We start from the raw sequence: 12,421 nt of genomic DNA on the forward strand, positions 1-12,421 counted from the left end.
TGACTTTAGTTACATGTAAAACTAATTCTGACTCCACTGCAACGCCGCTGGCAAGAGCGCGCCGTCGAACAACGGCAAAGGCGCTCCCGAAAAGACCGGACGGCGAACGAAGAACCCGGGAGGACAGACGCATGGGCGCCAACTACATTTCATTCCCTCGCGTGGAAGGTCAGGCTTCGCGCCAGGCCCATGCCGATATCCCCGAAGGCACGTTCGAGCGCGAACTCGGCAAGGAAGGCTTCTTCGGCCCGGCCGCGATGATGTATCACCGCCACGCGCCGACCGAATGGACCAGCTGGTCCGGTCCGCTGCGCCCGCGCGCCTTCGATCTCACCAAGCTGTCCGAATGCGGCCCGACGTTGTGGGATGCGCCGTCGATCCTGCAGAACGCGGCGACCAAGATTCGTCTGTGGCGCGTCGACAGCAAGATGGATCATCTGGTCCGCAACGCCGACGGTGACGAACTGCTGTTCATCCATGAGGGTGCTGGCGAGTTCTATTGCGACTACGGCCGCCTGTCCTTCACCAAGGGCGACTACATCGTCATTCCGCGCTCGACCATGTGGCGCATTGAGCCCTCCGAGCCGGTGATGATGCTCGTCATCGAGAACACCAACGGCACCTACAAGCTGCCGGATCGCGGTCTGGTCGGCCGTCATGCCGTGTTCGACGAGGCGATCCTCGACACGCCGACCATCGACGATGCCTTCCTCGCCCAGCAGGACGAGAATGAATGGCATGTCGCCATCAAGCGGCTCGACGCGGTCTCCACCGTCGTCTACCCGTTCAACCCGCTCGACGCGGTCGGCTGGCATGGCGATCTCTCGGTGGTGCGGCTGAACGTCAAGGACATCCGTCCGCTGATGTCGCACCGCTATCACCTGCCGCCCTCGGCGCACTCGACCTTCATGGCGAGCCGCTTCATCATCTGCACCTTCGTGCCGCGTCCCTTCGAGACCGATCCGGGCGCGCTCAAGGTGCCGTTCTTCCACAACAACGACGATTTCGACGAAGTCATCTTCTACCACGATGGTGACTTCTTCAGCCGCGACAACATCCATCCGGGCATGGTCACCTTCCATCCTTGCGGCTTCACCCACGGTCCGCACCCGAAGGCGCTGCAGCGCATGTTCGAGCAGACCAAGCCGGGAACGGATGAATACGCCGTGATGATCGACACCCGCGACCCGCTCGAAGTGGGCGCCGGTGCATCGTCGGTCGAGTTCGGACCCTATGCGGAGAGCTGGCGCGTCACCGATGGTCCGGTGCGCCCGCCGGCCCGCCCGAAGGCCGAAGCCGCGGAATAGCGGGTCGCTGAGTAGGGGGGCATTTCGCTTCCCCGGCAGGCGGCAAAAACGCACGGTTGATGTCACGACGCTTCACAATGCGGTTATGCTGACCATCTTGTCCGGGAAATGGCGCAAACGTCCTCCATATCATGCGCCATCGTCACATCTGGCAAACAGGAAGGATGGTGGTTCATGATGACGAGACGCAATGTTGTGGCTTCGCTGGTGGCCGGCTTCGCCGGTCTCACCGCTGGTATCGGAACGGCTCTGGCTGAAGGGATCGAGAAATTGGTGTTGTCCAAGGATGAATGGAAGAAGCGCCTGAACCCGCAGCAGTATCACGTGCTGCGCGAGGCCGGCACCGAACGCGCCTTCACCAGCCCGCTCAATGACGAGAAGCGCAAGGGCACCTTCCACTGCGCCGGCTGCGATCTGGAGCTGTTCGCCTCGGACACCAAGTATGACAGCGGCACCGGCTGGCCGAGCTTCTTCGACACCATTCCGGGGCACGTCGAAACGTCACTCGACTTCAAACTGATCTATCCGCGCACCGAATATCACTGCGCCCGTTGCGGCGGTCACCAGGGCCACGTCTTCAAGGACGGCCCGCAGCCGACCGGCCTGCGTTACTGCAACAACGGCGTCGCACTGACCTTCAAGCCCGCGGATGAGGAAAAGACCGAAGGATAAGGCGCCGGCAGGCGCCGCAGGGAATATCAGGAGACCCGATGAAACTTGCCACTTTGCGCGACGGCACCCGGGACGGGCAGTTCGTCGTCGTTTCCCGCGATCTCAGCCGCTGCACACCGGCCGGCGCCGTTGCCGGCACGATGCAGAAGGCGCTCGACGACTGGGCAGCCTGTGAACCGGGCCTGCGCGATCTCGCCGAGCGTCTCGAACTCAAGCAGATCGAGGGAATGCCGTTCAACGAGGAAGACTGTCTGTCGCCGCTGCCGCGCGCCTATCAGTGGGCGGACGGCTCGGCCTACGTCAACCACGTCGAACTGGTGCGCAAGGCCCGCGGTGCCGAACTGCCGGCGAGCTTCTGGACCGATCCGCTGATGTATCAGGGCGGCTCGGATACCTTCATCGCACCGCGTGACGCGGTGCGGCTCGGTGATGAGGCCTGGGGCATCGACTTCGAGGCCGAACTCGCCGTCATCACCGACGACGTGCCGATGGGAACGCCGTCGGGCGAGATCGATGGTCACATCAAGCTGTTGATGCTGGTCAACGACGTCTCGCTGCGCAACCTGATCCCGGGCGAACTGGCCAAGGGTTTCGGCTTCTTCCAGTCAAAGCCGTCCTCGGCCTTCTCGCCGGTCGCGGTCACGCCCGACGAGCTGGGCGAGGCGTGGGACGGTGGCACCATCGCGCTGCCGCTCAATGTCGACCTCAACGGCAAGCCGTTCGGCCGCGCCCGCTGCGACGTCGACATGACCTTCGATTTCACCCAGATCGTCGCCCATGCCGCGCGCACCCGCCCGCTCGGCGCCGGTGCGGTCATCGGCTCCGGCACGGTCTCCAACAAGCTTGATGACGGGCCGGGCAAGCCCGTTGCGGAGGGCGGCGTCGGCTATTCCTGCATCGCCGAGATCCGCATGATCGAGACCATTCGCGACGGCAAGCCGTCGACCCCCTTCATGCATTTCGGCGACCGCGTGCGCATCGAAATGTTCGACGCCGACGGCACCTCCGTCTTCGGCGCCATCGACCAGGAAATCGCGAAGGCCTGAGGCCTCGCCAACAAGAACGACAAATTCAAGGAGTTCATCCATGGCCAAGGAATTCGCTTCCGTCGGCGACACCGAGCAGAAGACGGTCAGCTTCGATGAGATCGGCGAGGGCCTCTATGCCTTCACCGCCGAGGGCGACCCCAACACCGGCATCATCGTCGGCGACGACGGCGTGATGGTGATCGACACCCAGGCGACGCCTGCGATGGCCGATCAGGTCATCGAACGTGTCCGCAGCGTCACCGACAAGCCGATCAAATACGTCGTGCTGTCGCACTACCACGCCGTGCGCGTGCTCGGCGCCTCGGCCTACCAGCCGCAGGAAATCATCGCCTCCGACCTGACCCGCGCGATGATCGTCGAGCGTGGCCAGCAGGACTGGGAGTCCGAATTCGGCCGCTTCCCGCGCCTGTTCCAGGATGCCGAGTCGATCCCGGGTCTCACCTGGCCGACCATGACCTTTGCGACCTCCATGTCCGTGTGGCTGGGAAATCGCGAAGTGCGGCTGATGCATCTCGGCCGTGGTCACACCATGGGCGACACCGTCGCCTGGGTGCCGGATTCCCGCGTCATGTTCTCCGGCGACCTGGTCGAGTACCACTCCGCCTGCTATTGCGGCGACGCCCATCTCAACGACTGGCCGAAGACGCTCGACCGCCTCGCCACCTTCGAGCCTCAGGCTCTGGTGCCGGGCCGTGGCGACGCGCTGGCGAGCCCTGAGAAAGTGCAGGACGCGATCGCGCTGACCCGCGACTTCCTCGCCACGCTCTATGGCTCGGTCGCCCAGTCGGTGGAAGAGGGCCGCTCGCTGAAGGAAGCCTTCGATATCTGCCGTGATGCGATGGACCCGAAATTCGGTTCCTTCGCCATCCACGAGCATTGCCTGCCGTTCAATGTCGCGCGCGCCTATGACGAGGCCAACGGCATCGACCACCCGCAGATCTGGACCGCCGAGCGCGACCGCGAGATGTGGGAAGCTCTGCAGGCATAACGAAAAGCGCGCCCGGAGGCGGCCAAAACCCGCCCCGGGCAGTGCGGTATATCATTGTGGTACGGCGTGCCGTGCGGTTTGATCCGTGCGGTATGTGTTGGCCGGCGCGGGGGAGCGCCGGTTCCGGGCAGCGTCCCGATGCGTCATTTCTTGGGAGGGAAAGGTGCCAGATACCTACGAGCGCCATTCGGTATTTCAGTTCGGCTATTTGCGCAGTGAGGATCAGGACACGGCGAAGCCCGTCCGCCAGCCCGTCGTTATCGTCGGTGCTGGCCCGATCGGTCTTGCGACCGCGATCGACCTCGCGTCACGAGGCGTGCCCGTGGTGCTGCTCGACGACGCCAACCGCATCGGCGAGGGCTCGCGCGGCCTGTGTTATTCCAAGCGCGCGCTGGAGATCCTCGACCGCCTGGGCGTCGCCGCCCCGGTCATCGACAAGGGCGTGACCTGGCAGATCGGCAAGGTCTTCTTCCGCGACGACATGGTCTACCAGTTCGACCTGTTGCCCGAGGGCGGCTTCAAGATGCCGGCCTTCGTCAATCTGCAGCAGTACTATCTCGAGAAATTCCTCGTCGACCGCGCCCATCAGCTCGAAGGCGTCGATCTGCGCTGGTCAAACCGGGTCGCCGCTGTCGAACAGCTTGAGGATGGTGTCCGCCTCACCGTCGAGACGCCGGACGGACCTTATGTAATCGAAGCCGACTACGTGGTCGCCGCCGACGGCGCGCGCTCGACTGTGCGCGGTCTGCTAGGCCTCGATTTCGTCGGCCAGACCTTCCACGACCGCTTCCTCATTGCCGATGTGCGCATGCACGCCGACTATCCGGCCGAACGCTGGTTCTGGTTCGAGCCGCCGTTCCATGGTGGCCAGTCGACGCTGCTGCACAAGCAGGCCGACGACATCTGGCGCATCGACTTCCAGATCGGCTGGGATGCCGACCCGGAAGAGGAAACCAAGCCGGAGAACGTACACCGGCGGCTGTCGCGCATGCTCGAAGGCCGCGACTACACGCTCGAATGGGTCAGCGTTTACACCTTCCAGTGCCGCCGGCTCGAAAAGTTCGTCCATGGCCGGGTGATCTTCGCCGGCGACGCCGCGCATCAGGTCTCGCCGTTCGGCGCGCGTGGTGCAAACTCCGGTTTCGAGGACGCGGAGAACATCGGCTGGAAGCTGCCGCTGATCCTGCGCGGCGAGGCATCGGCCGCGCTGCTCGACAGCTACGACATCGAGCGCACTCACGCCGCCGACTACAATATCGGCCATTCGACCCGCTCGACCGACTTCATCACGCCGAAGAACAACGCCTCGCGCGATTTCCGCAACGCGGCGCTGGAACTTGCCCGCCGCGCGCCGTTCGCCCGCCGCATGGTCAACTCCGGCCGCCTGTCGGACCCGAGCGTCTACGAGACGCCGCTGTCGACGCCGGATGCGGCATCGTTCGGCGGCAGCGCGAAGCTCGGCTTCCCGGTGCCCGATGCGCCGATGTCGACCGCCGATGGCGCCGACAAGTGGCTGCTGAACGCGCTTGGCCATGACTTCACGCTGCTCGTGATGAAGGATGGTGAGCGGCCGGCAGGCCTTCCGCGCGACGTGTCCGTCGTCGTCATCGGTGAGGACATCCTCGACAAGGACGGCCTGTTCGCCAAGCGCTACGACGCGACGCCCGGCGCCTGCTATCTGGTCCGCCCGGACCAGCATCTCGCTGCCCGGTTCCGCCACTTCGACGCCGACAAGATCGACGCCGCGCTGTCGCGCGCCAAGGGAGGCCGCTCATGACCGCTCTCGTAACAGAATCCCGTTTCGACAATCCCGATCGCGCCTATAACGCCATCATCGATGCGCACCGCGATCTGGACGATGCCGCAAGCGCCTATTTCAACGCAAAGCTGGTGCTGATCCTCGCAAACCATATCGGCGACCAGACCGTGCTCGAGCAGGCGTTGCAATTGGCCGCCAGCGACAGCGAGTAACCTCGCCGCTCACGATTGAAAACAAGCTGGAAGCGCCGTCCGCTCGGGCGGCGCTTTCGTTTTGCACCCTCGCAAAGCGGGCGGTGGCTCCATATATGTGTGGCGACCGTTTCCAACCTGAAGGGAAGCATTTCGCAATGACTGCCATTGTCCGCACTGCACGCAATATCGTGTTGCTCGCGCTGTGCGCCGTGATCGGCGCGACCGCCGCCATGGCCGAAGAGCCCGACCTCATTTTCAAGAAATCGACCGTCTGGAAGATGCTGACGCCGGACCACAAACTCGCCGTCTACGGCGTCGACGATCCGCTCGTCGAGGGCGTCGCCTGCCACTACACCGTGCCGGAAAAGGGCGGTGTCGCCGGCATGTTCGGCGTTGCCGAGGAAGTCTCCGACATTTCGCTCGCCTGCCGCCAGGTTGGCCCGATCCAGTTCAAGGAGAAATTCGAGCAGGGCGACGAGATGTTCCGCGAGCGCCGTTCGCTGTTCTTCAAGAAGATGCAGATCGTGCGCGGCTGCGACGTCAAACGCAACGTGCTGGTCTATCTCGTCTATTCCGACAAGCTGATCGAGGGCAGCCCGAAGAACTCGACCTCGACCGTGCCGATCATGCCGTGGGGCGACGGCCCGGCGCCGAAATGCGCCGACTGGATCGACGACTGATCGCAAACAGACCGACACCGATAGAAAGCCCGGATCATCCCGATCCGGGCTTTTTTGTTGCTCGGTGAGGGGTTTGCGATCGTTTTCGCAAGGGCCGGCCTGCCGCCGCATTGCCAAGTCCGGTCGCGGCGGATAGGTGGGTTTCATGCACACCGACCGCACCACCCTTGTTGCCAGTCTGATCGTCATCGCGACCGGCGCGCTCTGGGGCTTTTACTGGCTACCGGTGCGCCGGCTTGCCGAGAGCGGTCTGCCGGGATCGTGGGGCACCTTCGCCATTGTCGCCGCCGCTGCACTGTTGCTGGCGCCGTTCACTTTTTGGCGCCGACGCCGGCTGCAGATGGCCGATCCGCTGGCGCTCCTGTCGGTGGCGCTCGGCGGCGCAGCCTTCGTGCTCTATTCGGTCGGCTTCGTCTATGGCCAGGTCGCCGTCATCATCCTGCTGTTCTTCCTGACCCCCGTGTGGAGCACGCTGATCGGCCGCTATGTGATGGGCTGGTCGACGCCGCGCCTGCGGATCGTGGCGATCGCGGTCGGGCTCGTCGGCCTCGTCGTGCTGCTCGGCGCCGATGGTGAGGTGCCTGTCCCGCGAGGAACAGGGGAGTGGCTCGCGCTGCTCTCCGGCTTGCTGTGGTCGTTCGCTACCACCGGCATTCGCGCCAAACCGGCGCTTGGCCCGGCGGAGGCGGCGTTCGTCTTCGCGGTTGGCGCGACACTCGGCGCGCTGGCGCTTGCTCCGGCTCTGGAGCCCTGGCCGGAAAGCTTTGGCGGGAGCGAGCTGGCAATATCGATTGCTATGGCAATTGCCGCGGGAGGTCTGTGGTGGGGGGTGTCGATGGCGAGCCTGATGTGGGCAACGGCGCGGCTTGAACCCGCTCGCGTCGGCATCCTGCTGATGACCGAAGTACTGGTCGGCTCGCTTTCGGCGGCGCTGTTTGCGGGCGAAAATCTCGGCCCGCTCGAGATCGTCGGCGGCGCGCTTGTCGTCTGCGCCGGTATTCTGGAAGTCTGGCCGGTGCGTCAACCGGGAAGGGAGGCACGATGACGGGCGTGGCCGGGCGGCGCTAGGCCGCCCGCTCGTTGTCCCGGCCGGTACGCGAGAGCGCCTCGTTGACGACCGACGGCACGGCCTCGCGCACTTCGCGCGACGTTTCCGTCATCTCGTTGACGATGGCGTTGACCTGATCGACGAAGGCGAACGCGTTCGAGGCGAGCCCCGAGATTTCCTCGATCCGCTGCGCCACGACCTGCATCGACTGGTTGGTCGCATCGATGATCGAGCCGAACGCATTGGTCGCCTCGCGCTGGCCCTCGACGCTGTCGGCGGCCTGTTCGATGGTCGCGCGCACCTGCAGGAATGCTTCGGAGATGGTCGACAGCGAGGCAGTGGAAGCCTTGGTCGCCGACTGGATTTCCGACACCTGGGTGTTGATCTCGATGGTCGATTTGGCGGTCTGCTCCGCGAGCGCCTTGACCTCGGAGGCCACCACGGCAAAGCCCTTGCCGGCTTCGCCCGCGCGAGCCGCTTCGATGGTCGCGTTGAGCGCCAGAAGGTTGGTCTGTTCGGCGATGTCGTTGATCACCTGGACGATGCCGCCGATTTCGTTGGCAGCCGCGACCAGCCGGTCGAACTCCGCCTGCGACTGGCGAGTGCGGTCTACTGCCTCGGCGATGAGGTCGGTGCTCTGGTGCATATTGGTGGCGATGTCCTCGATCGCGGCGATGATGTTGCCCGACGTCGAGGCGGCTTCGTCAGAGGTTTCCCGCGAACGATCCGCTTCGCCGGCCGCGGCCTGCGAGGCTTCGAGCACGGCGCCCATGCCTTCGCGCATCGAGTCGGACTGCGACAACAGCGCGTCGGAACTCTCGGTGATCTTCTGGAACGTGCTGTCGACCGAGCCGGTGATGTCGTTCGCCATTTTTTCCAGGATGCGCGTGCGCTCGGCGCGCTGTTCCGCTGCCTGTGCCGCGCGGGACGCCTCGTTTTCGATCCGGCTTTCGACGGCACCGCGGAACTCGTCAACATTGGATGCCAGAAGGCCGATTTCATCGCGTCGGTTGCCATAGGGGATGGTGACGGCGGTGTCGTTCTGCGACAGCCGGCTCATGATTCCGACCAGCCGGCGCATCGGTGTGCCGACCAGGTACATGATCAGCAGATAGATGCCGGCGACACCGACAATGCACACGACTATCGAAAAGACAGCGAGCTTGGTGCTGACCATGTCGACGATGGAGGAGACTTCCTCCATGCTCTCGGTCCGCGCGGCCGTGATCTTTTCGAACTGCTGGCGGTGTGCCTTCGCCTTGCGCGCGAGGATCGCTTCCTCCATGGCCTTGCTGTTTTCCAGCCGTTTCGCCATGTCGTCCGCCATGCTGGCCATTTCGGTGCGCAGCGGCGTGAAATTGTCGTCGACGATGGTCTCCAGAATGCCGTAGGGGGTCTCGATCGGACCGAGCTGGGTGATCACCCGCAGCGTGCCTTCGCCCTCGACCGGCGTGATGTGCGGATTGTCGGCGCGGGCCTTGGCGGCAAGCGCTGCGCGCATCGCGGCGATGCGGGCCTCGTCGAAGTCTTCCATCGAAGCGACGTCTTCGAGCGTCGCCTCGTCGACCACGGCCCAATAGGCGATGTCGCGCACGCCGCTGAGCAGCTCGGTATAGATACTCGCGGTGAGCTGGTACATCTCGCGGTCGTCGGACGTCATCGTGCCGAGGATCGAGCCGACCTGACTGCCGATCACCGTCAGAGCACCGCTCAGTTCGCCGTTGAGACGGGCGACCTTTTCCCTCAGCGCCGCTTCTTGCTCGAGAAGGCGCGCCTTGTTGCCTTCCTTGACCGACAGCAGCGACGCGCGCTTCTCGTTCGTCAGCGCCTGCTGCAGGCTTGTCTGCAACCCGTCGACATCGCCGGTCATCTGCTCAAGCGCAGAGCGGTTCACGTCGGCGACCGAGAGAAGACTCTGGTTCGAAATGTAATAGCTGACGACACCCCCGACCGACATCATCACGGCAACGGAGATTGCGATCTTTGCGCCGACAGAGGCCAGGCCGATACGCTTGAGTTGAGACAGCATTGAGCGATTTCCCCGCGATAAACTTTCCAGGGATCGTCAGTGTTTTGGGTTAACTAACGGTGTAAATGCTGGGTCTATGCCCGTATTACTTTCAGAAAGCGTATAGTCCGCATGTTCAAAAGAGCTCGTGTCTGCAAACAGGCGGCAAGCTGTGGACGAGTATTAGAAAATACAAAGATACGAAAACAGTATAATTATTGGTGCGGGTTCGAGGCGGCCGATTAAACTGGGGAGGGGCACCCGCCGCGATTGCTCAGCGGGTGCCGAGAGTGCCGGTAACGGTGTTGTCGCAGGCGCCACCGACCTTCTGGCAGAGATTCAGTTCCGTAAACGCGGTGGCTTCCTTTTCGCCGCCGCCATTGAGCCGCAGCAGCGCGACCGGCCCGGCGAAAAGCGCCAGCAGCAGGACCGACACGAAAAGCACCTTGGCGAAATCCCGCCATGCCGCGAAGGGCGCGCAGTTTTCTTCGCAGAACAGATGCACGGTCGAACGGCGATGCGGTGTTCTGATGTGTGTGTGTGCGGTGTCGGCCATCATGGCAACCTCATTGGACGCAATACGAGTATTGATCCGGGGTATAACAAACCGGCCCTGAACCGGTGCTGAGACCGGCGTTCACGAGCCATTCAGGCAGGTTAATAGTTCGTTACATTCTTTCCGCGAGAAAGAAAATACCGCCTCATGTCGCATCCGTAAGGGAAGGCACGAGCCAGTTTTGCCTTGACCAACCGGAACAAATCGGCAAAACCAAGGCCATGAAAACGGCCACGCCCTCGCGGGCGATCTGCATTTGCGGGATTTCGATTATTAGCTAGCGCTATCGCTGGCTGAGGCCGTTCCCTTTTCGAGACATCGATGAAACGAGAACGCCCCTGCCAGCCAGGCACGGTGGGATATGTCATGACGTTGACGCTCTACAACACGTTGTCTCGACAAAAAGAGGTTTTCGAGCCGCTCGATCCGGCCAATGTCCGGGTCTATGTCTGCGGTCCGACGGTCTATGACTTCGCCCATATCGGCAATGCGCGCCCGGCAATCGTCTTCGACGTGCTGTTCCGCCTGTTGCGCCATGTCTATGGCGCGGACCATGTCACCTATGTGCGCAACCTCACCGACGTCGACGACAAGATCAACGCCCGCGCGCTGCGCGACTATCCCGATCTGCCGCTGAACGAGGCAATCGCCAAGGTGACCGCCTCGACGGCGGCGCAGTATCACGAAGATATCGCCGCTCTCGGTTGCCTGCCGCCGACGGTGGAACCGCGTGCCACTGAGCATATCGGCGCAATGATCGAGATGATCGAAAAGCTGGTCGCGAGCGGCCATGCCTACGCCGCCGACGGCCATGTCCTGTTCGACGTGCCGTCGATGGCGGACTACGGCCAGCTGTCGCGTCGCTCGCTCGACGAGATGCAGGCCGGCGCTCGCGTCGAGGTCGCGCCCTACAAGAAGGACGCCATGGACTTCGTGCTGTGGAAGCCTTCGAGCGCCGAGGAGCCGGGTTGGGACAGCCCCTGGGGCCGCGGCCGTCCGGGCTGGCACATCGAGTGCTCGGCGATGAGCTGGAAGCATCTCGGCAAGGTCTTCGACATTCATGGCGGCGGCATCGACCTGCAGTTCCCGCACCACGAAAACGAGGTCGCCCAGTCGCGTTGCTGCCATGGCACCGAGGCGATGGCACGCTATTGGATGCACAACGGCTTCCTGCAGGTCGAAGGCGAGAAGATGTCGAAGTCGCTCGGCAACTTCATCACCATCCACGACGTGCTGGCCGACTGGCCGGGCGAGGTCGCCCGCTTCAACATGCTGCGCACCCATTACCGCCAGCCGATCGACTGGACCGTGAAAGGGTTGGAAGAAAGCCGCAAGGTGCTCGACGGCTGGTATGACGCGGTTGGCGACGACGTGGAAGCCGGCGAGCCCCATGCCGATGTGGTCGCCGCGCTTTCCGACGACCTCAACACGCCGAAGGCCATCGCCGCGCTGCATTCGCTGCGCTCGGCCGGTGACAGCGCCGGTCTGAAGGCAAGCGCCAATCTGCTCGGACTGCTCGGTGAAACGGCAAGCGAATGGGCGGCGCGCAAGACCCAGTCCGCCGATATCGATGCGGCCGCTGTCGAAGCACTGATCGTTGCCCGCGCCGACGCCCGCAAGGCGAAGGACTTCGCTGAAGCGGATCGGCTCCGCGCCGAACTCGACGCCATGGGCGTCGTCATAATGGACGGGCCGCAAGGCACGACCTGGGAGCCGAAGTGATGAGGGGCCCCCGAGGGGTGAGGGAAGAGATATGACGGAGCGGTTCCTCCTCGATCATCTCTCGCTCAATGTCGAAGACTTTGAGCGGGCCAAGGCCTTCTACGCCAAGGCGCTGGCGCCGCTCGGCATTTCGCTGCTGGCGGAAATCCCCGCCGAGGTGAGCGGAACGGTCGACCAGGCCGGCTTCGGGATCGGCGAGAGAGGTTTCTTCTGGCTGGCGTCGCAGTGGCGGCAGGCCCCGCCGGTGCATATCGCCTTCGGCGCGCAAAGCCGGGCCATGGTCGATGCCTTTCACGCGGCTGCGCTTGCCGCCGGCGGTGCCGACAACGGCGCGCCGGGCCTGCGCCCTCACTATAGCCCGACCTACTACGGCGCCTTCGTGCTCGATCCCGAAGGCCACAACGTCGAAGCCGTCTGTCGCGGGGCGAATTGAAATGC

The 12,421-nt window shown here is 63.8% G+C and carries 12 protein-coding genes; 10 read left to right on the forward strand and 2 right to left on the reverse strand.

Going from position 1 to position 12,421, the window contains the following annotated elements:
• Positions 1 to 131 precede the first annotated feature (131 nt).
• From C0606_01295 to C0606_01330, 8 genes are all read left to right on the forward strand, one after another.
• Complete coding sequence (locus C0606_01295; GenBank protein ID PLX39204.1) at positions 132 to 1,307, forward strand: homogentisate 1,2-dioxygenase; 1,176 nt, start codon at positions 132 to 134, stop codon at positions 1,305 to 1,307.
• 177 nt (positions 1,308 to 1,484) lie between these two features.
• Complete coding sequence (gene msrB, locus C0606_01300) at positions 1,485 to 1,979, forward strand: peptide-methionine (R)-S-oxide reductase (protein PLX39641.1); 495 nt, start codon at positions 1,485 to 1,487, stop codon at positions 1,977 to 1,979.
• Between the two features lie 38 nt (positions 1,980 to 2,017).
• Positions 2,018 to 3,025 (forward strand): 2-keto-4-pentenoate hydratase, encoded by a 1,008-nt coding sequence (locus C0606_01305; GenBank protein ID PLX39205.1) that lies wholly within the window; start codon positions 2,018 to 2,020, stop codon positions 3,023 to 3,025.
• Between the two features lie 40 nt (positions 3,026 to 3,065).
• Positions 3,066 to 4,016, forward strand: coding sequence for an MBL fold metallo-hydrolase (locus C0606_01310; GenBank protein PLX39206.1), 951 nt, complete (start codon positions 3,066 to 3,068; stop codon positions 4,014 to 4,016).
• Positions 4,017 to 4,179: 163 nt separating this feature from the next.
• Positions 4,180 to 5,793: an FAD-dependent oxidoreductase gene (locus C0606_01315; protein ID PLX39207.1), complete on the forward strand. Its 1,614-nt coding sequence runs from the start codon at positions 4,180 to 4,182 to the stop codon at positions 5,791 to 5,793.
• Positions 5,790 to 5,987: a DNA topoisomerase IV gene (locus tag C0606_01320; GenBank protein PLX39208.1), complete on the forward strand. Its 198-nt coding sequence runs from the start codon at positions 5,790 to 5,792 to the stop codon at positions 5,985 to 5,987. Before C0606_01315 ends, C0606_01320 begins: the two co-directional genes overlap by 4 nt.
• 137 nt (positions 5,988 to 6,124) lie before the next feature.
• Positions 6,125 to 6,649: a hypothetical protein gene (locus C0606_01325; GenBank protein ID PLX39209.1), complete on the forward strand. Its 525-nt coding sequence runs from the start codon at positions 6,125 to 6,127 to the stop codon at positions 6,647 to 6,649.
• Positions 6,650 to 6,794: 145 nt separating this feature from the next.
• Positions 6,795 to 7,694: an EamA/RhaT family transporter gene (locus tag C0606_01330; protein ID PLX39210.1), complete on the forward strand. Its 900-nt coding sequence runs from the start codon at positions 6,795 to 6,797 to the stop codon at positions 7,692 to 7,694.
• Positions 7,695 to 7,713: 19 nt separating this feature from the next.
• Here C0606_01330 and C0606_01335 read toward each other — a convergent pair whose 3' ends face one another.
• Both C0606_01335 and C0606_01340 read right to left on the reverse strand, forming a co-directional pair.
• Entirely contained in the window at positions 7,714 to 9,726 is a 2,013-nt protein-coding gene (locus C0606_01335) for a hypothetical protein (protein ID PLX39211.1), read from the reverse strand.
• A gap of 253 nt (positions 9,727 to 9,979) precedes the next feature.
• The gene (locus C0606_01340) at positions 9,980 to 10,264 is read right to left on the reverse strand and encodes a hypothetical protein (GenBank protein PLX39212.1); all 285 of its coding nucleotides are present in this window, start codon (positions 10,262 to 10,264) and stop codon (positions 9,980 to 9,982) included.
• A 363-nt stretch (positions 10,265 to 10,627) separates the two neighbouring features.
• On the opposite strand from C0606_01340, the gene C0606_01345 reads away from it, so the two are divergent.
• Both C0606_01345 and C0606_01350 read left to right on the forward strand, forming a co-directional pair.
• Complete coding sequence (locus C0606_01345; protein ID PLX39213.1) at positions 10,628 to 11,983, forward strand: cysteine--tRNA ligase; 1,356 nt, start codon at positions 10,628 to 10,630, stop codon at positions 11,981 to 11,983.
• Positions 11,984 to 12,014: 31 nt separating this feature from the next.
• Positions 12,015 to 12,416, forward strand: coding sequence for a glyoxalase/bleomycin resistance/extradiol dioxygenase family protein (locus C0606_01350; GenBank protein PLX39214.1), 402 nt, complete (start codon positions 12,015 to 12,017; stop codon positions 12,414 to 12,416).
• Positions 12,417 to 12,421: the final 5 nt, after the last annotated feature.

The organism is Hyphomicrobiales bacterium, from assembly GCA_002869065.1.
Taxonomy (GTDB): Bacteria; Pseudomonadota; Alphaproteobacteria; order Rhizobiales; family Rhodobiaceae; genus Rhodobium.